The 22,248-nt window shown below is 65.2% G+C and carries 17 protein-coding genes, 1 tRNA gene and 2 riboswitches; of the genes, 6 read left to right on the top strand and 12 right to left on the bottom strand.

The genetic code is table 11. The features are described from left to right. Window positions 1-185: 185 nt before the first annotated feature. Together flhB and flhA are read left to right on the top strand one after the other, a co-directional pair. Complete coding sequence (gene flhB / locus LDZ27_RS00750) at window positions 186-1,394, top strand: flagellar biosynthesis protein FlhB (RefSeq protein WP_244816003.1); 1,209 nt, start codon at window positions 186-188, stop codon at window positions 1,392-1,394. After that, window positions 1,391-3,496, top strand: a complete 2,106-nt coding sequence (flhA, locus tag LDZ27_RS00745; protein ID WP_244814892.1) for a flagellar biosynthesis protein FlhA — start codon at window positions 1,391-1,393, stop codon at window positions 3,494-3,496. Before flhB ends, flhA begins: the two co-directional genes overlap by 4 nt. 11 nt (window positions 3,497-3,507) lie before the next feature. Here flhA and LDZ27_RS00740 read toward each other — a convergent pair whose 3' ends face one another. The 7 genes from LDZ27_RS00740 to gcvT all read right to left on the bottom strand — a co-directional run bounded on the left by LDZ27_RS00740 (window position 3,508) and on the right by gcvT (window position 12,101). After that, complete coding sequence (locus tag LDZ27_RS00740; protein ID WP_244814891.1) at window positions 3,508-4,194, bottom strand: hypothetical protein; 687 nt, start codon at window positions 4,192-4,194, stop codon at window positions 3,508-3,510. Window positions 4,195-4,253: 59 nt separating this feature from the next. Next, window positions 4,254-4,751 (bottom strand): hypothetical protein, encoded by a 498-nt coding sequence (locus tag LDZ27_RS00735; protein ID WP_244814890.1) that lies wholly within the window; start codon window positions 4,749-4,751, stop codon window positions 4,254-4,256. A gap of 169 nt (window positions 4,752-4,920) precedes the next feature. Further along, the gene (locus LDZ27_RS00730; RefSeq protein ID WP_244814889.1) at window positions 4,921-6,309 is read right to left on the bottom strand and encodes an L-serine ammonia-lyase; all 1,389 of its coding nucleotides are present in this window, start codon (window positions 6,307-6,309) and stop codon (window positions 4,921-4,923) included. A 19-nt stretch (window positions 6,310-6,328) separates the two neighbouring features. Continuing rightward, a complete protein-coding gene (locus LDZ27_RS00725) occupies window positions 6,329-7,360 on the bottom strand; it encodes an alginate lyase family protein (RefSeq protein ID WP_244816002.1) in 1,032 nt (343 codons plus the stop codon). A gap of 186 nt (window positions 7,361-7,546) precedes the next feature. Beyond that, window positions 7,547-10,477 carry an aminomethyl-transferring glycine dehydrogenase gene (gene gcvP / locus LDZ27_RS00720; RefSeq protein WP_244814888.1) on the bottom strand — a complete coding sequence of 977 codons (2,931 nt, stop codon included), beginning with the start codon at window positions 10,475-10,477 and terminating at the stop codon, window positions 7,547-7,549. Window positions 10,478-10,532: 55 nt separating this feature from the next. Then, complete coding sequence (gcvH, locus tag LDZ27_RS00715) at window positions 10,533-10,913, bottom strand: glycine cleavage system protein GcvH (RefSeq protein ID WP_244814887.1); 381 nt, start codon at window positions 10,911-10,913, stop codon at window positions 10,533-10,535. 66 nt (window positions 10,914-10,979) lie between these two features. Next, the gene (gene gcvT, locus LDZ27_RS00710; RefSeq protein ID WP_244814886.1) at window positions 10,980-12,101 is read right to left on the bottom strand and encodes a glycine cleavage system aminomethyltransferase GcvT; all 1,122 of its coding nucleotides are present in this window, start codon (window positions 12,099-12,101) and stop codon (window positions 10,980-10,982) included. A 116-nt stretch (window positions 12,102-12,217) separates the two neighbouring features. Further along, window positions 12,218-12,353, bottom strand: a riboswitch (glycine riboswitch). 8 nt (window positions 12,354-12,361) lie between these two features. Beyond that, window positions 12,362-12,472: riboswitch (glycine riboswitch) on the bottom strand. A gap of 164 nt (window positions 12,473-12,636) precedes the next feature. Here gcvT and LDZ27_RS00705 point away from each other — a divergent pair. Next, window positions 12,637-12,915 (top strand): hypothetical protein, encoded by a 279-nt coding sequence (locus LDZ27_RS00705; protein ID WP_244814885.1) that lies wholly within the window; start codon window positions 12,637-12,639, stop codon window positions 12,913-12,915. A 2-nt stretch (window positions 12,916-12,917) separates the two neighbouring features. Here the strand turns inward: LDZ27_RS00705 and LDZ27_RS00700 are convergent, their stop codons facing one another. Further along, a complete protein-coding gene (locus tag LDZ27_RS00700; protein ID WP_244814884.1) occupies window positions 12,918-13,961 on the bottom strand; it encodes an oxidoreductase in 1,044 nt (347 codons plus the stop codon). 225 nt (window positions 13,962-14,186) lie between these two features. Between LDZ27_RS00700 and LDZ27_RS00695 the strand changes: the two genes are divergently transcribed. After that, on the top strand, window positions 14,187-16,274 hold the full coding sequence (locus tag LDZ27_RS00695; protein ID WP_244814883.1) for a UvrD-helicase domain-containing protein: 2,088 nt from the start codon (window positions 14,187-14,189) through the stop codon (window positions 16,272-16,274). Window positions 16,275-16,292: 18 nt separating this feature from the next. Here LDZ27_RS00695 and LDZ27_RS00690 read toward each other — a convergent pair whose 3' ends face one another. Further along, a complete protein-coding gene (locus tag LDZ27_RS00690; RefSeq protein ID WP_244814882.1) occupies window positions 16,293-17,189 on the bottom strand; it encodes a cytochrome c5 family protein in 897 nt (298 codons plus the stop codon). 291 nt (window positions 17,190-17,480) lie between these two features. Here LDZ27_RS00690 and LDZ27_RS00685 point away from each other — a divergent pair. Beyond that, window positions 17,481-17,556, top strand: a tRNA-Arg gene (locus LDZ27_RS00685). A 194-nt stretch (window positions 17,557-17,750) separates the two neighbouring features. Then, window positions 17,751-18,833, top strand: a complete 1,083-nt coding sequence (locus LDZ27_RS00680; RefSeq protein WP_244814881.1) for a GGDEF domain-containing protein — start codon at window positions 17,751-17,753, stop codon at window positions 18,831-18,833. 16 nt (window positions 18,834-18,849) lie between these two features. Here LDZ27_RS00680 and LDZ27_RS00675 read toward each other — a convergent pair whose 3' ends face one another. Genes LDZ27_RS00675 through flhF form a run of 3 tightly spaced genes read right to left on the bottom strand, consistent with a single transcriptional unit; the run spans window position 18,850 to window position 22,239 of the window. Continuing rightward, on the bottom strand, window positions 18,850-19,581 hold the full coding sequence (locus tag LDZ27_RS00675) for an RNA polymerase sigma factor FliA (RefSeq protein WP_244814880.1): 732 nt from the start codon (window positions 19,579-19,581) through the stop codon (window positions 18,850-18,852). Window positions 19,582-19,601: 20 nt separating this feature from the next. Then, complete coding sequence (locus tag LDZ27_RS00670; RefSeq protein ID WP_244814879.1) at window positions 19,602-20,519, bottom strand: MinD/ParA family protein; 918 nt, start codon at window positions 20,517-20,519, stop codon at window positions 19,602-19,604. After that, a complete protein-coding gene (gene flhF, locus LDZ27_RS00665) occupies window positions 20,512-22,239 on the bottom strand; it encodes a flagellar biosynthesis protein FlhF (protein WP_244814878.1) in 1,728 nt (575 codons plus the stop codon). The genes LDZ27_RS00670 and flhF overlap by 8 nt, the downstream gene beginning before the upstream one ends. Window positions 22,240-22,248 lie beyond the last annotated feature (9 nt).

Genomic DNA, 22,248 nt, shown 5'->3' with positions numbered 1-22,248 from the left:
GTGGCCTCTCGAGGTCACGCGCCGCTTTTGCATGCTCGCCGCGCTCATTCGCCGATTAACCCGGTTTTCCCCGACCTAATCCGCCGATAGCCCCTCGACGCCTTCCGCAATAATCGCTTGCATCAGAAAGCGGCGTTTTGCCGTTTCGAATCAAGCACGAAGCGAAGCACGGAGCGGAGTACGCGGTGGCGGAAGAAAGCGATCTCGAAAAAACCGAATCAGCCACTCCCAAGCGCCTGGAAAAGGCGCGGGAGGAAGGTCAGGTCGCGCGCTCGCGCGAACTCGCCTCGTTCGCGTTGCTGGCGGCGGGGTTTTTCGGCATCTGGGGCATGTCCGGGTCGATCAGCCTGCATCTGCAGTCCATTCTGCGCGGCGCGTTCACGTTCAACCACGACACCGTGCTCGACACCCGCCAGATGATGATCGGCGCGGCCAACGCGGGCAAGGAAGGCATGCTCACCGTGCTGCCGGTGCTCGCGATGACCGCGCTCGCCGCGCTTGCCGCGCCGATGGCGCTCGGCGGCTGGCTCATCACGACGAAACCGCTCGCGCCGAATTTCGGGCGGCTCAATCCCGTCAGCGGGCTCGGCAAGATTTTTTCCGTGCAGGGGCCGATCCAGCTCGGCATGTCGATCCTGAAGACGCTCGTCGTCGGCGGCATGGCGGGTTCCGCAATCTGGAGCCGCAAGGCCGAAGTGCTCGGCCTGCTGACAAAGCCGCTCGGCCTCGCGCTCGCCGATGCGCTGCACATGATCGTCGTGTGCTGCGGCATGGCGATCGGCGGTCTCTTTCTGGTCGCCGCCGTCGATGTGCCGTATCAGATGTGGTCGCACGCGAAGAAGCTGCGCATGAGCAAGGAAGAAGTGAAGCGCGAGCACAAGGAAAGCGAAGGCGATCCGCACATCAAGGGCAAGATCCGTCAGCAGCAGCGCGCGGCCGCGCGTCGCCGCATGATGCAGGCGATTCCCACCGCCGATGTGATCGTGACGAACCCGACGCACTTCGCCGTCGCGCTGAAGTACACCGACGGCGAGATGCGCGCGCCGCGCGTGGTTGCGAAGGGCGTGAATCTCGTGGCCGCGCGCATCCGCGAGCTGGGTCGCGAGAACAACGTGCCGCTGCTCGAAGCGCCGCCGCTCGCGCGGGCGCTGTATCACAACGTCGACATCGACCGCGAGATTCCGGGCGCGCTCTATGGCGCGGTCGCGCAAGTGCTCGCGTGGGTCTACCAGTTGAAACGCTACCGGGAAGACGGCGGCGCGAAGCCCGACGATCCGACCGATCTCGACGTGCCGAAGGAACTGGACAAGGGCGGCGTATCCGACGCCGACGCCGATCAGGAAGCCGCTGAAGCGCTGAGCGGCGACAACACTACCGATGGAGCCGCAGCATGAACGCGCGCGCTGGATTTTTCGCCAAACGGACCGACGCGCTCGGCACACAGAACCTGCGGGCGCTGGCCGGTCCGATTCTGATCTGCATGATCCTCGGCATGATGATTCTGCCGTTGCCGGCGTTTCTGCTCGATCTGCTGTTCACCTTCAACATCGCGCTCGCGGTGATGGTGCTGCTCGTCAGCATGTACACGCAAAAGCCGCTCGACTTCGCGGCGTTCCCGAGCGTGCTGCTGTTTTCCACGCTGCTGCGGCTCTCGCTGAACGTGGCATCCACGCGGATCGTGCTGCTGCAAGGGCACACCGGCCCGGACGCGGCGGGACAGGTGATCGAATCGTTCGGCCACTTTCTCGTCGGCGGGAACTTCGCGGTCGGCATCGTCGTGTTCGTGATTCTGATGATCATCAACTTCATGGTCATCACGAAGGGCGCGGGACGTATCGCGGAAGTCGGCGCGCGCTTCACGCTCGACGCGATGCCCGGCAAGCAGATGGCGATCGACGCGGACCTGAACGCCGGCCTCATCAACGAGGAAACCGCGAAGAAGCGCCGTCAGGGCGTGGCGCAGGAAGCGGAGTTCTACGGCTCGATGGACGGCGCGTCGAAGTTCGTGCGCGGCGATGCCATCGCGGGCTTGCTCATCATGGTCATCAACGTGGTGGGCGGGCTGATCGTCGGCATGCTCCAGCACGACATGGACTTCGCGCACGCCGCGACCAATTACACGCTGCTTACCATCGGCGACGGCCTCGTTGCGCAGATTCCGTCGCTCATCATTTCGACGGCGGCGGGCGTGATCGTGTCGCGCGTCGCGACGGAAGAGGACATCGGCACGCAGTTGACGGGGCAGTTGTTCCAGAATCCGCGCGTGCTGATGATCACGGGCGTCATCATCGGCGTGATGGGACTGATTCCGGGCATGCCGCATTTCGCGTTCATGCTGCTGGGCGGCGGCCTCATCTATGCCGCGCGCTCGATGAACAAGCGCGCCGAAGCGAAGAAGAAGGCGAGCGCGGTGACGGACGTGACGCCGATCGCGTCGGCGGCGGCGGCATCCGCCGAGAACGCCGAGGCGAGCTGGGAAGACGTCGCGCTCATCGATCCGCTCGGGCTGGAAGTCGGCTACCGGCTCATTCCGCTCGTCGACCGCAACGCGGATGGCGAACTGCTCAAGCGCATCAAGGGAATCCGCAAGAAGTTCGCGCAGGAAATCGGCTTTTTGCCGCCGGTCATTCATATCCGCGACAACCTCGAACTGCGGCCGAACGGGTATCGCATTGCGCTCAAGGGCGTGGAAGTGGGCATCGGCGAGGCGTTTCCGGGACAATGGCTCGCGATCAATCCGGGGCAGGTTTCGGCGACGCTGCCGGGCACGCAGACGACCGATCCGGCCTTCGGTTTGCCGGCGGTCTGGATCGACACGAACATGCGCGAACAGGCGCAGGTGTATGGCTACACCGTGGTCGATGCGAGCACGGTCGTCGCGACGCATCTGAATCATCTCGTCGTCACGCACGCAGCCGAATTGCTCGGGCGGCAGGAAGTGCAGGCGCTGCTCGAGCGCATCGGCAAGGACACGCCGTCGCTCACGGACGATCTCGTGCCGAAGACGCTGTCGCTCACGACCTTGCAGAAAGTGCTTCAGAACCTGCTCGACGAAAGCGTGCCGATCCGCGACATGCGGACCATTCTCGACGCGCTGCAGGAACACGCGCCGCGCATCTCGGACGCGTTCGAGCTCACGGCGGCCGTGCGTCTCGCGCTGGGCCGCGCGATCACGCAGCAGTGGTATCCCGGCGCCGACGATCTGCAGGTGATGGGCCTCGATCCGACGCTGGAGCGCGTGCTGTCGCAGGCGCTATCGACGGGGCCGAATCCGGGGCTGGAGCCGGGGCTCGCGCAAACGCTGATGAATTCGACGCAGAACGCGATGCTGCGTCAGCAGAATCTGGGACTGCCGCCCGTGCTGCTCGTGCAGCATTCGCTGCGCGCGATGCTTGCGCGATTCCTGCGCAGGAGCTTGCCGCAGTTGAAGGTGCTTTCTTATGCGGAAGTGCCGGATACGCGGAATGTGAAGGTGGTTAATCTGATTGGGGGGTGACGGGGCGACGCTTACTGAATCGACGAAGCAATCATGCCTTTGAGGTTCTTCGCGTCAAACGCAACTGTCTTGTCTGTGTAGTAACTCGCGCGCTCGAACTGTTTTTTCGTGACCGCCTTTTGGCTCTCCGCAATGGCGAGCACATAGCCGCTCATACTCTGCATCTTGTACTGCATGAAGATCATCTCGGCTTCAAGTAACCGCGTGGGACTCGACGCACCGATGATAATCAAGGGCTTCTCAATGTCGACGACGTGATCCGCGACCCAGCCGCCGGAGATGGGCAGTTCGACATCCGAGCGCAGCGGAACGCAAAGCTCACGTGCGATCTCCGCGAGTACGTTCGCTAACTGCTCTGTGAAGTCGCTGTTGGTTTGCCGGTCGGCCTGTGAAGTCGCCACGGCGTACAGTTGCTGCGCGGCTTCCGCCACGCGAAACACATAAGGCGCGATCAGTCGTTCTGCGTGCGTGGTTGCGCGAATGACTCCGTCGCCGAAGAGTCGCGCGGGACTCGCTTCGGCGAGTTCTTGAGACCATCGGCCAATCGCTGCGGACTCGACATCGCCGCCCGACATGCTTGCATTCAGACATGCTTCGCCGTTCTCATCGACCACATAGCCCCCGTCCTTAAGCCGAACCCGCACGACCACCCGGTCACCGGTTCCCGAATATTCGAGTGGCGTGACGATTCGCTGCACGCCGTTAGTATCCGCGTGCACTTCGAATAGCGAGCAAATGCAATGCTTGAGCGTTTGCGTTAATTCCATAACCGAGCCTGGCGATCGTCTTCGAACAACGTCTCGATTCCCACTGCCTTGCAAAAAACCGTGATCAATGCTGCGCGATCGTGCTCCGATGCTGGATCGAACTCGCGAGCCGGCTTCAGGGTAAGCTCCGGTGCGCCAGGCAGCAAGCGGTTCCGGTAGTCCGCGATCGTCTGACACGGCACTTTGCAATGCAGGCCCTTGTGAGCAGGATGATAGTGGAACTCGAAGAGCGGATACAGATCGCCGTTTCGCGCAACGCTCAGCAGATACCCGTAGAACGAGCGATCCGTTCGCTCCGGTCCGTCGTGCCACATGAAGAGAACACAGTGATCGTCGGACACGGCCAGCAGATCTGTCGTCTGACTTCCTTGTCTGCCAATCCTGTTGAACGGCTTGGGCAACGCATTACGCACCAGCTTGCTGAATCGAGGCGCGGCAGTCAGCCGCTTGCGCACGCTCTTATGAGCGGCAAGGTCCTTCGGATGCAATTGCGGTTCTCCCGGGTCGACTGAGGGGCCACCGCAGCGAAGGAAAGCGGGCGATGCGGTGGGCTGACGATCTTCAGACTTACTCTATCTGTATCCATCGCCGCGAAACGTTTCGTTCACCGAATGTTTCAGTTGACCTTCGAAGCCATTGCTCCGAAGCGCCCTCGCCTCAACACTCCACGATATTCACCGCCAACCCGCCGCGCGACGTCTCCTTGTACTTCGTCTTCATATCCGCGCCGGTCTCGCGCATCGTCTTGATGACCGAATCGAGCGACACGTAGTGCGATCCATCGCCACGCATGGCCATGCGCGCGGCGTTGACCGCCTTCACCGAGCCCATCGCGTTGCGTTCGATGCACGGTATCTGCACCATGCCGCCCACCGGGTCGCAGGTGAGCCCGAGGTTGTGCTCCATGCCGATTTCCGCCGCGTTCTCCACCTGCGCCGGCGTGCCGCCGAGCACCGCCGCGAGGCCCGCCGCCGCCATCGAACAGGCGACGCCGACTTCGCCCTGGCATCCCACTTCCGCCCCGGAAATCGACGCGTTCATCTTGTACAGAATGCCGATGGCCGCCGCCGTCAGCAGGAAATCGATCACGCCTTGCGCGGTCGATCCCGGCACGAAGCGATCGTAGTAATGCAGCACGGCCGGAATGATGCCCGCCGCGCCGTTCGTGGGCGCGGTCACGACGCGGCCGCCGACCGCGTTTTCTTCGTTCACCGCGATCGCGTAGAGATTGATCCAGTCGATCATCGAGAGCGGATCGCGCAGCGCCTGCTCGGGCTTGCCCGCCAGCGCGCGATACAACTGCGGCGCTCGGCGCTTCACCTGAAACGGTCCGGGCAAGTGCCCGTCCGCTTCCGGATTGCCGATGCCGCATCCCCGCGCGACGCAGTCCTGCATCACGTCCCAGATGCGCAGCAGGCCCGTGCGAATCTCGTCGTCGCTGCGCCAGACGCGTTCGTTTTCCCACATCAGCTGCGCGATCGGCTTGCCGGACTCGGCGCACATCCTGAGAAGCTCGTCGCCGGTCTGGAAGGGATACGGCAACTGCTCGTGCGCCGTGAGCACGGCGGTATTCGGCGCGCCCGCCGTCACGACGAAGCCGCCGCCCACGGACAAGTACGTCGCTTCGCGCAACGGCTGGCCGCCGGCATCGAACGCATACAGCTTCATGCCGTTGGGATGCTCGGGCAGCGCCTGCCGATAGAACGCGATGTTGTCCTTGATCGTGAACGGAATCTCGTGCGTGCCGAGCAGCGCGAGCGTGCGCGACGCGCGAACCGCCTCGAGCCGCGGCGCGATGGTGCTGGCGTCGACGGTATCGGGGGCATCGCCCATCAAGCCGAGCATCACGCCGCGGTCGGTGCCGTGGCCTTTGCCGGTCGCGCCGAGCGAGCCGTACAACTCGCATTTCACGGATGCCACGGCATCGAGCAGCCCGTCGCGTTCGAGCGATTGCGCGAACATGAGCGCGGCGCGCATCGGTCCGACGGTGTGCGAGCTGGAAGGCCCGATGCCGATTTTGAAGAGGTCGAAAACACTGACTGCCATGATGGTTCTACCTTGATGGTTACCGCGCCGCCAACGGCAGACACACCGCGAGCCACGCGGGCGGCGTCGGCGCGAGACGCAATGCCACCGGCGCGTATCGACCGTCGAGACGCGCCGCCAGATGAAACAATTCCGCCGCGTTTTTCGGCTCCCACTGACCTGTGAAGCCCGGCAAGCCCGCCTCGCGGCGCTTCGCGTCGAAAGCGACGCTCGAATGCACGAACTCGTCGTGCATTTTCGCTCCGAGCGCGTAAGGCGTGAGCCAGTCGAGCGCATCGGCGAGCTTTGCGCCCGACGGCGCGCGTTCGCGCAGCCAGTTGCGGTTGTGCCGGCGCGCGGCGAGCGCCGCCGTCACGAGCGGCTGAAGGTCGTAAGTGACGTAGTGCAGCGCGTCGCGCTCGGCGAAATCGACGGTCGCGCCGTCCGGTGCGATGTTGTCGCCGATATGCTCGACGAAGAGCCGCTGCGCCGCGTTGATGAGCTTGCGATCGTCGATGGTGAACGCGCCCATCGCGATCAGCTTCACGCGGTGGCTCTGCCAGTTGTTCCGGTACGTGCCCTTGAGCGGACGCGGCTGCTTGTCGATATCCGCGACGTAACCGTTGACCATCTTCCCGATGAACGCGTTCGCCGCGTTGCGCGTCTTGACAGGCAGCGCGCTCGCGGTCAGGTCGTAGGCGAGGATCAGCGATTCGAAGTTCGTCTCGTCGATCGGATTGAAGCTCGGCCTGTACGTGGTCGTCCACGCGAGCAGAAAGCGATCGACGAGGTGCAAATAACGTTCGTTGCCCGTGGCGCGCCAGGCGAGCGCGGCGTCGCGCATGAGGTCGAGATCCTTCTCCGCCTCGATGCTTTCATCGCGGATGCCTTCGTGCGGCAGCGTGCCTTCCGTATGCAGCGTGACGCGCGGCCTGGGCCGATCGTCGACGTGCGACTGCACCGCGTTCACCAGCGCCTTCACGCCGGGGTCGGCGTTGGTGCGCTCGCTCGTCTGCATGGCGGGCGCGGCGCAGAAGTTCATCGCGGCGTGCGCGGCGCTCGCGGTCAGCATCAGCGCGCAGAGCGTGTACAGCGTGAAGCTCGCGCGTGTCGTCAATCGGCTCGTCTCGTTCACCTTCGGCGCCATACGCACTCCCTGATTGGCTTTCGTCCGGGGTGAGATGTTAGCCGCTTGGCGTGCCGCCGCGAAACCGCCCGACAATGCTTTACGCTTGCGGGCGGTGCTTCGCGCCGTGCCTCAGGCGTCGGCGTACTCGGAGACCGGCACGCACGAGCACATCAGGTTGCGGTCGCCATACGCGTTGTCGGCGCGGCCAACCGGCGACCAGTACTTGCGCGCGACGAGCGACTTCACCGGATACGCCGCCGCTTCGCGCGTGTAAGCGTGATTCCACGCGTCGGCGGTGACGGCAGCGGCCGTGTGCGGCGCGTTCTTCAGCACGTTGTCCTCGCGGTCCGCGCGGCCCTCTTCGACAGCGCGAATCTCGTTGCGAATGGCGATCATCGCGTCGATGAAGCGGTCCAGCTCTTCCTTCGACTCCGATTCCGTCGGCTCGACCATCAGCGTGCCGGGCACCGGGAAGCTCATCGTCGGCGCGTGAAAGCCGTAGTCGATCAGGCGCTTCGCCATGTCTTCCACCGAAATGCCGCTCGCTTCCTTGATCGGCCGGACATCGAGAATGCATTCGTGCGCGACGAGCCCGCCCGGTCCGCTGTACAGCACCGGAAAATGCGGCGCGAGACGCTTCGCGACGTAGTTCGCGGCGAGAATCGCGCTTTCGGTGGCGGCGGTGAGCCCGCTCGCGCCCATCATCGCGATATACATCCACGAAATCGGCAGGATCGCTGCCGACCCATACGGCGCCGACGACACCGCGCCGATGCCGGCCTCATCGCGTTTATAGCCGGTGGACGTCTGATTCGGCAGGAACTTCGCCAGATGCGCGCCGACCGCGACCGGACCCACGCCCGGCCCGCCGCCGCCGTGCGGAATGCAGAACGTCTTGTGCAGATTCAGGTGCGAGACATCGCCGCCGAACTGGCCGGGCGCGCACAGACCGACCATCGCGTTCATGTTCGCGCCATCGACATAAACCTGCCCGCCATGCGCATGCACGATCTCGCAAATCTCGCGCACGTTGCGCTCGAACACGCCGTGCGTGGACGGATACGTAATCATGATCGCCGCGAGATTCGCCGAATGCTTCGCGGCCTTCGCCTTCAGGTCTTCGATATCGACGTTGCCGTTCGCATCGCACGCGACGACCACGACCTGCATGCCCGCCATCTGCGCCGAAGCCGGATTCGTGCCGTGCGCGGACGCCGGAATCAGACACACATTGCGATGCCCTTCGCCGCGCGACTCGTGATACGCGTGGATGATGAGCAAGCCCGCGTACTCGCCTTGCGATCCGGCGTTCGGCTGCAGTGAAACGGCGGCGTAACCCGTGCACGCGACGAGCATCTGTTCGAGCTGATCGATCATCGTGCGATAGCCCACCGTTTGCTCGGCAGGCGCGAACGGGTGGATCTGCGCGAACTCGGGCCACGTCACCGGCAGCATTTCCGATGTCGCGTTGAGCTTCATCGTGCAGGAGCCGAGCGGAATCATGGTGCGGTCGAGCGCGAGGTCCTTGTCCGCGAGGCTGCGCAGATAGCGCAGCATTTCATGTTCGGAATGGTGGCGGTTGAACACCGGATGCGTGAGATAGCCGCTTTCGCGCTTCGACGCGTCGGGAATCGGGTCGGTCAGGGACGCGTCGAGCGCGTCGATATCGAACGTTTCCGTCTTGCCCGCGACTTCCGCGAAGAGCGCGAAGAGCTTCGTGAGATCGTCGCGCGTGGTGGTTTCGTCGAGCGATACGCCGATGCGCGTCGCGCTCACATGCCGCAGATTGATGCGCGCGGCATAAGCGGCCTGATGCAGCGCCGTGGTGTTCGCGCCGCTTTCGATCGTGACCGTGTCGAAGAACGTTTGGTTCGCGACGCGATAGCCGAGCTTCGCGACGCCCGCCGCGAAAACCGACGCCACGCGATTCACGCGCAGCGCGATGGCCTTGAGACCGTGCGGACCGTGATAGACCGCGTACATGCTCGCCATGATCGCGAGCAGCGCCTGCGCCGTGCAGACATTCGATGTCGCCTTCTCGCGGCGAATGTGCTGCTCGCGCGTCTGCAGCGCGAGACGCAGCGCGGTATTGCCTTGCGCATCGACGGTCACGCCGACGAGACGCCCCGGCATCTGGCGCTTGAATTCGTCGCGCACGGCCATGTACGCCGCGTGCGGGCCGCCGAAGCCGACCGGCACGCCGAAACGCTGCGTATTGCCGATCGCCACGTCCGCGCCCCATTCGCCGGGCGGCGTGATGAGCGTGAGCGCGAGCAGGTCCGCCGCCGCGACGACGTGGCCGCCCGCCGCGTGAACCGCTTCGGCGAGCGCGCGGTAATCGCGCACGTCGCCATTCGCGCCCGGATATTGCAGCAGCACGCCGAACGCGTTGGCGCTGGCGGCATCGGCGGCGGGGCCGACTTTCACTTCGATGCCCGCGGGCTTCGCGCGCGTCTTCACGACTTCGATGGTTTGCGGCAGGACGTCGTCCGCGACGAAGAACACGTTGCTCTTCGGCTTGCCGACGCGCTGCAAGAGCGTCATGGCTTCGGCGGCGGCGGTGGCTTCGTCGAGCAGCGATGCGTTCGCCATCGCGAGGCCGGTCAGGTCCGTCACCATTTGCTGGAAGTTCAGGAGCGCCTCGAGGCGCCCTTGCGAAATTTCCGGCTGATACGGCGTGTACGCCGTGTACCACGCCGGATTTTCCAGCACGTTGCGCAGGATTACGGCCGGCGTATGCGTGCCGTAATAACCCTGGCCGATGAAGGTTCGAAACACCAGATTCTCGTCCGCGAGCTTGCGCAGCGCCGCGAGCGCTTCGGCTTCGCTTCTCGGCTGCGTGAATGCGCCGAGCGGCAGCGTCTCCTTGCGGCGGATCGCGTCGGGAATGACCGCGTCGATGAACGCCGCGCGCGACGCAAAGCCGAGCGCTTCGAGCATCGCGCGCTGGTCGGCCTCGTCGGGACCGATGTGCCGGCCGGCGAACGCATTGTGGCATTCGAGCGCGGCGAGAGACAGGGAAGTGCGGTTCATCAGACGATCCGGGGTTTCGAGCTTCATGTGAATTCCTGCGAGAGCGGTTCGGTCGGCGAAACGCTCCCGTCGATGAGAGAGATTATTCGCCGATCGCGTTGCCGTAGCCTTCGGCGTCGAGCAGCTTCTCGAGGCCCGCGTCGCTCGCGGGCTTGATCTTGAAGAGCCAGCTTTCATACGGCGCGCCGTTCACCTGATCCGGCGACGAAGCGAGCGCGTCGTTGGCTTCGACGATTTCGCCGGAGACCGGCGCGTAGATGTCGGACGCCGCCTTCACCGATTCGATGACCGCGATGGCGTCGCCCGCCGCGACCGACTTGCCCGCCGCCGGCAATTCGACGAACACGATGTCGCCGAGCGCTTCCTGCGCGTGATCGGTAATGCCGACGGTCAGCGTGCCGTCGGATTCCGTGCGAACCCATTCGTGCGATTCGGTGTATTTCAGATCGGCCGGGATGCTCATTGGATGCTCCTTGCGTGTTCGTTTCGTTCGTGAGGTTTTGACTTCGACAGACGCGCGCGACAGCGCTCAGATTTCGACGAGCACCTTGCCGTTGCGCACGAACGGAAGTTTTACCACGCGCGCGGGAACCTGCTTGTCGCGGATGACGACCTGCACCGTATCGCCCGGCGCGACGCCTGTCGGGACGCGGGCGAACGCGATCGATTCCTGCATCGACGGGGAGAACGTGCCGCTCGTGATCTCGCCGTCGCCCTGCGGCGTGACGACTTTCTGGTGCGCCCGCAGCACGCCGCCCGCGCGCCCGTTTTCCTTGATGAGCACGAGCCCGACGAAGTTCGCCTTCGAGCCGTGCGCTTCCAGCGCCGCGCGTCCGACGAAATCGCGCGGCGTTTTGAGATCGACGGTCCACGCAAGGCCGGCGTCGAGCGGCGAGACGGTTTCGTCCATGTCCTGACCGTACAGGTTCATGCCGGCTTCGAGCCGCAGCGTGTCGCGCGCGCCCAGACCCGCCGGCTTGACGCCCGCGCCGAGCAGCGCGTTCCACAGCGCATCGACGTGCGTCGCCGGAACGACGATCTCGAAGCCGTCTTCGCCCGTGTAGCCGGTGCGCGCGAGCATCAGTTCGCCGTAGCCGGTGGACGGGAATCTGACCGCGTTGAACGGCTTGATCGCTTCGGTGTCGGCGCGCGTATCCGGCAGCACTTGCCAGACCTTCTCGCGCGCCTTCGGACCTTGCACGGCGATGATGCCGAGGTCGCGCCGCGGCGTGATCGCGAGATTGAACTGCCCTTCGGCGTTCAACTGGCCGAACCACGCGATGTCCTTGTCCGCCGTGCTCGCATTGACGACGGCGCGAAAGCTCGTTTCGGAGAAGTAGTAGACGATGAGATCGTCGATGACGCCGCCGTCGCTCTTCAGCAGGCACGAGTAGAGCGCGCGGCCCGGCGTCGTCAGCTTGTCGACGTTATTGGCGATCGCGTAGCGAAAGAATTCGCGGACGGCCTCGCCCTCGAAATCGACGACGCGCATGTGCGAGACGTCGAACATGCCGGCGTCGGTGCGCACGGCGCGATGTTCGTCGATCTGCGAACCGTAGTTGACGGGCATGTCCCAGCCGCCGAAATCGACCATGCGCGCGTTGAGCGCGAGGTGAGCGGCATGCAGGGGCGTGTGTTGGAGTTCGGTCATCGGGGCCTCGGTTCGCGAAACAAAAAAGGCCACGCAGCGCCGTTCGCCTTCGGCATGCCGTTTTGCTCGCCGCCCGATGCGGCTGGCAAAGCGCATGGCGCGATGCGGTTGCGATGCGTGACCCCTCTGTCCTCGGTACCTGAGAGATTGCGCGGACTTTCGAGCGTGTGCTCGCTGCCCATCGCGCGCCCCTTCGGTGGGCAACTGGCTTCATCGACGATGAAACCGCTGCCGCTCTCCAGAGTGCGAGGAAATTTTTCCTCGACGCGGCCGGTCCTTTTGCCTGAGAGTTTGCGGGTGTGCCCCTTCGGCGGCGCGGCTTTCGGTGTCTTGCGAACGACGACGGCCACGCGCTCTCCCGACGCGTGCGGCAGAATTTACGCGACGGAAATTGGGTTGTCAAACGGATTCGGACGCGGCTGATCGCGGGCTTTTTCACTGCGTGGTTGCGTGAATTTTTTACCCGAATCGGGATTGTGCGCTCGCGCGTTCACCTAGACTCGATGCTGATCTTACTTTCGAAGTGAACGCCCGAATGGCATCCATTACGATCAACGGCCGGACAGTGACCGGCGAGCGCGTCACCGTCCGCGGCAACCGCGTGACAGTCGACGGCGAGGACGTCGGCACCGGCGACGCGCCGCGCGTGACGATCGAAATTCACGGCAACGTCGAGTCGATTCAGGCAGAAAGCTGCGAACGGCTCGCGGTGCACGGACAGGTAGGCGATGTCTCGGTCGTGTCGGGCAACGTGAACTGCTGCGATATCGCTGGAAAGGTGAGCACGACGTCGGGGAACGTCAACCGGCGATAGCCTCAGCGCCGCACGAACGCCACCGCCCGCTGCTCGCGCTCGCTTTCCATCGCCAGCTCGATGACCGTCATCACATCGACCGCATCCTGCGGCGTCACCGGAAACGGCTTGCCGTCCAGCACCGACGCCGCCAGCGCCCGATAAAACTCCACATACGCGCCGTCGCGGGTCGCGAATTGATGCCGCAGGTCGTGATCGCCATCGACTTCGCGCAGCAATCCCGGCGGATTCTTGCCGAATTCCGCGTTGCCCGGCCGCATGCCCGAGCGCAACTGATCTTCCTGCACGTCGAGCCCGGTCTTCACATAACTGCCGCGCGTGCCGTGAATCGCGAATCGCGGCGGTTCCAGCGCGGCGAGCGCGCTCGCGTGCAGGACCACTTGCTTGTCGTCATAACCGAGCACGAGATGCACGTAGTCCGGCGCGTGCGCGTGGTCGCGATGCGCCTTCACGAACGCCGTCACCGTCTGCGGCGCGCCGAAGAGCGTGAGCGCCTGATCGATCAGATGCGGCCCGAGATCGAACAGCAGGCCACCGCCGCGCGACGCTTCCTCGCGCCAGCGCTGCGGCACTTTCGGACGAAAGCGGTCGAAGTGCGATTCGTAATGCGTGATGCGCCCGAGCCGCCCACTTTCGATCAGCGCACGCACCGTCAGGAAGTCGCCGTCCCAGCGACGGTTGTGGAACGGCGCGAACAGCAGCCCGCGTTGGGCGGCGAGATCGGCGAGCGCGCGCGCATCGCGGGCGGAAAGCGTCACGGGCTTGTCGACGACGACGTGCTTGCCCGCCGCGAGCGAGCGTTGCGCAAGCTCGAAATGCGTGTCGTTCGGCGTGGCGATCACGATGCACGCAATGTCGTCGAGCGCAATGAGCGCATCGAAGTCGGCGACGATTCGCGCGTCCGGGTAATCGGCCTGCGCGCGCTCGGCCTGGCTCGTCGCGATGGCCGCGACTTCGGCCCGCCCGCAATGCTCGATGACGGGCGCGTGGAACGTCGCGCCGGCGAGACCGTAACCCATCAGGCCGACTTTCAGTGCTGAACTCATTGTGGGCATCATCTTGTCGTGGATCGGTCGGATATTGTGGCATGGCGCCCCGTTGCCGCCACCGGAAAACGAACGGGGGCCAAAACCCGCCGCGCGCTATCGTGTTAACATCGCGCTCTCGAATTTGTCGCGCTTTCAACGAGTTGCGCGGCGGTTCTCGCAGTTCAATCAGCGGCGTCGCTCTTTGCCGTGCGCCGCCCGCCTCACTTTCCAGAATCCGAAACGATGCCCGCAGGTCTCAACGCCGCGCAAAGCGAAGCCGTGCGCTATCTCGATGGTCCCTGTCTCGTGCTCGCCGGCGCGGGCAGCGGCAAGACGCGCGTCATCACGCAGAAGATCGCGCATCTGATCGAAGGAAAGGGTTTCGAGCCGAAGCACATCGCCGCGCTCACGTTCACGAACAAGGCCGCGCTCGAAATGCGCGAGCGCACCGCGAAGCTGCTGGAAGGCAAGACGCTCACCACGCCCGGCAAGGAAGGCCGCAAAGTGCCGGTCAATCAGTTGACCATCTGCACGTTCCACTCGCTCGGCGTGCAGATCATGCGGCAGGAAGCGGAACACGTCGGCCTGAAGCCGCAGTTTTCCATCATGGATTCCGACGACTGCTTCGGCATGGTCCAGGAGCAGCTCGGCACGACCGACAAGGGCCTCATCCGCAAGATCCAGTCGATCATCTCGCTGTGGAAGAACGCGATGGTCTCGCCCGATCACGCCGCCGTGCTCGCGAGCAACGAGGACGAGCATCAGGCCGCGATCGTCTACCGGAGCTATGCGGCGACGCTGCACGCGTATCAGGCGCTCGATTTCGACGATCTGATCCTGCGCCCCGCGCAGCTCTTCGCGGAAAACGAGCCGGTGCGCGAGAAGTGGCAGAACCGCCTGCGTTATCTGCTGATCGACGAATATCAGGACACGAACGCCTGCCAGTACGAATTGCTCAAGCTGCTCGCCGGCCCGCGCGCGGCGTTCACGGCGGTCGGCGACGACGATCAGGCCATCTACGGCTGGCGCGGCGCGACGCTCGAAAACCTCGCGCAGCTCGGCAAGGACTTCCCGAAGCTGCACGTCGTGAAGCTGGAGCAGAACTATCGCTCGACGGTGCGAATTCTGACGGCGGCGAACAACGTCATCGCGAACAATCCGAAGCTCTTCGAGAAGAAGCTGTGGTCCGAGCACGGCATGGGCGACACGATCACGGTCACCGGCTGCAACGACGAAGAGCACGAAGCCGAATCCGTCGTCTTTCGCCTCTCGGCGCACAAGTTCGAGCGGCGCGCGGCGTTTCGCGACTACGCCATCCTGTATCGCGGCAATTTTCAGGCGCGCATCTTCGAGCAGGTGCTGCGGCGCGAACGCATTCCATATGTGCTCTCGGGCGGGCAGTCGTTCTTCGACCGCGCCGAGATCAAGGACCTGATCGCGTATTTGCGCCTGATCGCGAATCCCGACGACGATCCCGCCTTCATCCGCGCGATCACGACGCCCCGGCGCGGCGTCGGCAACACGACGCTCGAAGCGCTCGGCGCGTTCGCGGGCGCGGCGAAGGTGTCGCTGTTCGAAGCGGTGTTCATGGGCGGCATCGAGGCGCGGCTGTCGGCGCGTCAGGTAGAGCCGCTGCGCACGTTCTGCGAGTGGATTCGCCGGCTATCGGACCGCGCCGCGCGCGATCCGGCGACCGAAGTCCTCGACGACATGATGGAAGCCATCCACTACGAGGCCTATCTCTACGATGCCTTCGACGAGCGGCAGGCGCAGTCGAAATGGCAGAACGTGCTGGAGTTTCTCGAATGGCTCAAGCGCAAGGGCACGAAGCCCGAAGCGGCGCCGGAAGCCGAGCAGACGGGTTTCGACACCGCCGACGGTTTGGCCGGCGAAGGCAAGAATCTGCTCGGGCTGATTCAGACCGTCGCGCTGATGTCGATGCTCGAAGGCAAGGACGAAGACCCGGACGCGGTGCGGCTTTCGACGGTGCACGCGTCGAAGGGCCTGGAATATCCGCATGTGTTTCTCGTGGGCGTCGAGGAAGGCATCATGCCGCATCGCGGCGGCTCGGACGGCGACGCGCCGATCGACGATTCGCGCATCGAGGAAGAGCGCCGCCTGATGTACGTCGCGATCACGCGCGCGCAGCGCAGCCTGCATCTGAACTGGTGCAAGAAGCGCAAGCGCGCGCGGGAGACGGTGGTGTGCGAGCCGTCGCGGTTCATCCCCGAGATGCTGCTCGACGATGCCCCGCCGCCCACCGAAGAAGAGAAGCCGCTTTCGCCGAAGGACCGCATGGCGATGCTGAAGGCGATGCTGCAGAAGAACTGAAGCCTTCGCCGCGTTCGCTTACTTCGACGCATTCACCATGTAGTCGACGGCCGCCTTCACATCCGCGTCCGGCGCGTTCGATCCGCCCTTCGGCGGCATCGCGCCCTTGCCGTGCAGCGCGTAGTTGTAGACGGTGTCCATCGGGTCCTTGAGGCGCGGCGCCCAGGCGGCCTTGTCGCCGAACTTCGGCGCATTGAGCACGCCCGCCGCGTGGCACGCCTGACAGACCTGCTCGTAGAGCGCCTTGCCGGCCTGCGACGCATCGGCGCTTTGCGCGCCCGCCGCCGGAGCCGATGCCGTCTGCGGCACGGAGGCCAGCGCGGCGACGGCGGCTGCGGCCTGCGCGTTCTCGTTCGCGCCCGAAGCGGCCGCTGGCGCCGATGCTGCCGATCCGGCCGATGTAGCCGCCGCGCCCGGCGCGGGTTGCGCGGGCTCGTCGAACTTGGCGCCGCCGTTGTTCGCCATATAGACGACGGCGCGCGCGATTTCGAAGTCGCTGTAGTCGTCGGGGCTGGTGCCGCCGCGCGGCGGCATCGCGCCCTTGCCGTTGAGCGCGTTGTGCAGGAGCGTGTCGTAACCTTCGCTGATGCGCGGCGCCCATGCGCCTGAATCGCCGAACTTGGGCGCGCCGGCGGTGCCGGTTGCGTGACATGCGGAGCAGACGGCCTTGAACACTTCCTCGCCGGTCTTGTAGACGCGCGGCGCGTTGGCATCGCGGATATCGACTTGCGCGGCCGGTGCGATTCTCTGTTCGATGGATGCGTCGAGATTGGTGCCTGCGCCGGTGCGCGTCGTGTTGTCGACGTAAACCGCGAGCAGAACGATGATGGCGACGGGAATGCCGAATCCCGCGATCACCGCCGCGATGAGTTGGCCGGGGGTCTTGATCGGGGCTCCGTGGGGTGCTTCGCTCATGCTTGTCTCGTCTCCCGTTTTTTTAGGTGAGTCGGTTCAGTGACAGCTTTGCGTTGTGCGTCGCCTGCTGGAAGGCACGGTCGATTATAGACGGAACGTTTAACGGAAGGCGCTGGCGCTCGTGCGCGTGCAAACGGGCGTTTACCCGCATCGCGCGGCGATTGCGTCGGCGTGCGAAAGGCCGCTTCCGCCCCGCGCGATGGACGGATTCATGGAAACCGGGTATTCTCTCGGATTCGCATGGGTCTTGCGGCCGCCTTCTGGCACCCTACACGCAAGGCTCCCGCCGAAGCGCCCGTAGCTCAATGGATAGAGTACTGCCCTCCGAAGGCAGGGGTTGCTGGTTCGATCCCAGCCGGGCGCGCCAATATCATCCATCCTTACGCATCTCGCGACGTTTCGTCCTCCCGCCGGCCCCGACGCATTACCGCACGCCCCCACCACACCCCACCCCAAAAACCTGCAAAATACCCCAGCATCGCAACGGGGCAAAACAAGCACAAAACACAGCGCGCGCACTCAACCCACGCGACGCCACGCGACGAAGACCAGGGGATCATCATGGAGCACGCGCACCCGCCAGAACGCCGGGCCTATGCTTTCGCGTGGGCGCAGCATCGACATCCGGAACGTGAGCAGGCCACCCTTCGCGTGGTTCTCGGCGCGTGCGTGCTCATCGCGTACTGTTGCTACGCGTGGCTTTTCCCATCGCGCGATGCGTCGATGGTCGCGCGCATCGTCGCGCTCTACGCGTGCTATGGCGCGCTGACGCTGCTCGTCGTGAATCGCGCGAGTTCGCCTTCGCAGACGCGCCTCGTCGTCACGACGATCGCGGATCAGGCGCTCCTCGGCGCAGCCCTCGCCGCTGGCGGCGCAAGCGCCTTGCCGCTGCTGTGGGTCGTTTTCTGGTTTCTGATCGGATCGGGTTGCCGCTACGGGAAGCGCACGCTCGCGGTGTCGTGCGCGACGGCAATCGCCGTCATCGTGGCGCTCGCGCTCTGGCAGCCGTGGTGGCGCGCGAACCGGCCCGCGGCGCTCGGGCTGGCGCTCAGCGCCATCGCCGCGTCGGTGTACCTGGGCGTGCTCGTCGACAGGCTCGGCAGCGCCAACCGCGATCTAGCGCGTCAGGCATCCACCGATCCGCTCACCGGACTCGCGAACCGCTATGCGCTCAAGCGGATCGTCGACCGGGCGATGGCTGCATCGGTGGCGGACACCGCGCTCTTGCTCATCGATCTCGACGGCTTCAAGGAAGTCAACGATACCTACGGCCACGCCGTCGGCGACATGCTGTTGCAGCAATTCGCGCAACTGCTCGCGCGGCGCACGCACGCGAGCGACGCCGTCGCGCGGCTCGGCGGCGACGAGTTCGTCGTGCTCGCGCATCGCGTGCGCGACCGCGACGCGGTTCTTTCGATCACCGAAGGCATTCACGCGGCGCTCGCATCGATCACGTCGGTGCAGGAACGGCAGGTGTCGGTGTCGGCGAGCATCGGCGCGTGCATGCTGTCGAGCGCGGCGCAAGCGGGCCGCGCCGACATGAGCGCCGTGCTGCGCGCCGCCGACCGCGCGATGTATCGCGCGAAGCGTCTCGGCATTGGCAAGACGGTGTTCGCCGAAGCGCGCGACTTCGAGGCGAACTAGGCGCGCGCTCGCGCGCTTACGCCTCCACGCCCGTCCACGCCTGCTCGCGCAGCTTCGTGCGCAGCCGCGCGACCGCCTGGCTGTGCAACTGGCACACGCGCGATTCGCTCACTTCCATCACCGCGCCGATTTCGCGCAGGTTCAGGCCGCGTTCGTAGTAGAGGCTCATCAGGAGCTTCTCGCGTTCCGGCAGCTTGTCGATGGCTTCGATCAGCGCACCGCGCAGGCTGTCGTCGAGCAGCGCGGACAGCGGGTCCGAACGATCGACGCAATAGCGGTCGAGGAACGGCTCGTCGTCGGCGGAGCGATCGAAGTCTTCGTAGTAGATGAGCTGGCTGCCATGCAGGTCCTGCAGCATCGACTGATACTCGTCGAGCGGCAACTTCATGTGCTCGGCGATCTCGGTTTCGCTTGCCGAGCGCCCGAGATTCTGCTCGACCTTGTGCACCGCGCTTTCCACCTCGCGCGATGTCTTGCGCATGCTGCGCGGCAGCCAGTCGTTCGCGCGAAGTTCGTCGAGCATCGCGCCGCGAATGCGCTGGCTCGCGTACGTCTCGAACTGCGCGCCCTGATCTTCCTTGTAGCGGCTCGCCGCGTCCATCAGACCGATCATGCCCGCCTGGATGAGATCGTCGAGATCGACGCTCGCCGGCATCTTGGCGACGAGCTGAAGTCCCAATCTGCGAACGAGCGGCGCATAGCGCGTAAGCACGTCGGATTGCGAGAGTTTGCCTTGGGCGTTGTACATCTGGGTCACCTTAGTCTTTGTCACATCGACGCCGTGCTGCTCAATGCATGACCGGAAAGCGCATGCGCCATGCGCAACGCCTCCCGCCCGCCCTGCTCAGACTCGCCTGCCGAAAACCGCGCGTCGCTGGCCAGGCGCGTCTCGCGCGCATGCGGCGCGGGACGCATCGGCCAATGCAGGAGTTCGGCCGCGATCTGCCGGTAGTCGCGCGCCGCGGCCGTAGCCGGGAACGCTTCCACCGCCGAGCGCGACAGCTCCCTTGCCCGAGTGACGCGCGCATCCTCGGACACATATCCTGCCTGCACGAGCGACACGGCCAGATACCGGCTCGCGACACTCGAGAGGTTGTCGAACGCGACCGCCGCATCGGCCGGGTTCTGTACGTGATTGACGAGCACGCGGAACTGGCCGATCCCATGCGCGTAGTGCAGACGCTTGATGCACGCATACGCCTCGGTGATCGCCGACGCGGCCGCGCGCGTCACGATGAGAAAGTCATGCGCCTGCGCCGCGAGCGACGAGAGCGCGCCATGCCGGTCGAGCTGCGTATCGATCAGCACGATGTCCGCGGGGCCGTCGAGTAACGCGCGGCACTGCGCGGCGTCGTGGCTGATGCGCTCGTCGCGCGGCGCGGCGATCATCGAGAAGCCGAACGGCGTGCGCGTCACCGCTTCCTGCACGCTCTGGCGGCCCGACATCACCGCCGCGAAAGCGCCCGCGCCGGACAAGCCCGCCATGCGCGCAGCCGATGCCACGTTCTGCCGCTCGTCGATCACGAGCACGTCCTTGCCATGCACGGCGAGCGCCGCGCCGAGATTCACCACCGCCGACGTGCAGCCAATGCCCGCCGGTCCGCCCGCGACCGCGACCACGCGCGAACCGGCGCGCGTCAGCAGCCGTCGCAGGCCTTCAGCCTGATCGAGCACGAACTTATCCAAAGCGGACCTCATGCAGTTCGGTGGTGGCACGCGCGGACAATGCGGAAAGCAGAGCCGGCACTTCGTCGTCCTGCGGCACGAACGGCGAACCGTCGCGCGGAATGCAGAACGCGCTCTTGATGAGAAAACGCTTCGTCGCGACGTACAGGTTCTCCGGCACCTTCTGTCCGGTCGATACGTAATGCACCGGCAGCTTGTAGCGGATCACCGTGTCGAGCACGCCGCCGAGATTGGTCGCTTCGTCGAGCTTCGTGAGGATGCAGCCCGCGAGCGGCGGCTGGTCGGCGGCGCTCTTGTAGGCCTGCACGACTTCGTTGAGCGTGTCGCCGTGGCTCGTCGCGTTGAGCAGCAGCAGGCGCTGAACCGGCTGACCCGCGCCGCAGAGCATCGAAATCTGGTCGGACACCATGCGATCGCGCTGGCTCATGCCGATGGTGTCGATCAGCACGATGTGCTTGTTGCGCAGCTCCGAAAGCGCGAGCTGCAGGTCGGCGGCGTCTTTCACCGCGTGGACCGAGACGCCGAGAATCTTTCCGAAAATGCGCAGTTGCTCATGCGCGCCGATCCGGTAGCTGTCGGTCGTGAGCAGCGCGACCTTGCTTGCGCCGAAGCGCATCACGCAGCGCGCGGCGAGCTTCGCCGTGGTCGTCGTCTTGCCGACGCCCGTCGGGCCCATCAGCGCGAAGACGCCGCCGCGTTCCATCAGCGCGTCTTCGCTCGCCATCACCGGCAGATTCGCTGAAAGAACTTCCTGCACCCATTCCAGCGCGTGCTCGGCGCTTTCCATTTCCGGCATGTTGTCGACGACCATGCGCACGAGTTGCGCCGAGAAGCCCGCGGCAAAGAGGCGCTTGGTCAGCGCGGCGTTGCCCGGATTGCGGCGCTGGCGCTCGCCCCACATGAGACCGGAGAACTGCTCTTCCATCATCTCGCGCATCGACGAGAGTTCGTTCATCACCGTTTCGTTGACGACTTGCTCCATGCGCGCACGGATCGCTTCGGTGACGACGGCGGCGGCGTTCGCGGGCAGCGCGTCGAATGCTTTTTCCGGCGATGCATCGGCGCGCTCAACGGCTTCCGGCGCGCTTGCGTTGATGTGCTGCGCGGCGCGGCGCGCGGCAACTTGCGCGGCTTCACGCGCCCACTCGGGCGTATCGATCTTCGGCTGCGCGTTCTCGCGCGATGCCTTCGCGCCCGCGTTCTTCGGCGACGACGCTTTCGGCGGCACCGGCACGCCGAGTCCGCGCGCGATCGCGGCGGACGCCGTCAGCGGACGGTTCGACGGCAGCGCGGCCTGCTCCGCCACGCGCCGCGCATGCTGGATCAGCCACGGATTCGATTCGGCCATCGTGCGCGGCGTTTCGTCGGCGTGCGATTCCGCTTGGAAATCGTCGGCGTCTGCGTCGGTGTTCGCGCCGAAGACCGACGAGAACACGTCGCCGCTTGCATACGGATTGGCGGCCGACTGCTTCGCGGCTGCGGCTGCCGCAGCTTGCGCGAGCGCGGCGCGCGGCGTCGCGCTGGGGAACGTCGCGGGCGCGGCCTGTTCCTGCGCGTTCGGCGAAATCGAGGCGAGGTCGCTGTCGGCGACGCTCACGATCTCCACCGAACCGTCATCGAGCGTGCGGTTGGACAGCACGACGGCATCGGGACCGAGGACTTCACGAACCTGTCGCAGTGCGTCGCGGCTGTTTGCGCCGATGAATTTACGAATGTTCAAACTTGCCCC

Source organism: Caballeronia sp. Lep1P3, assembly GCF_022879595.1.
Taxonomy (GTDB): domain Bacteria; phylum Pseudomonadota; class Gammaproteobacteria; order Burkholderiales; family Burkholderiaceae; genus Caballeronia.
This window is presented reverse-complemented; position numbering and strand designations above follow the sequence as displayed.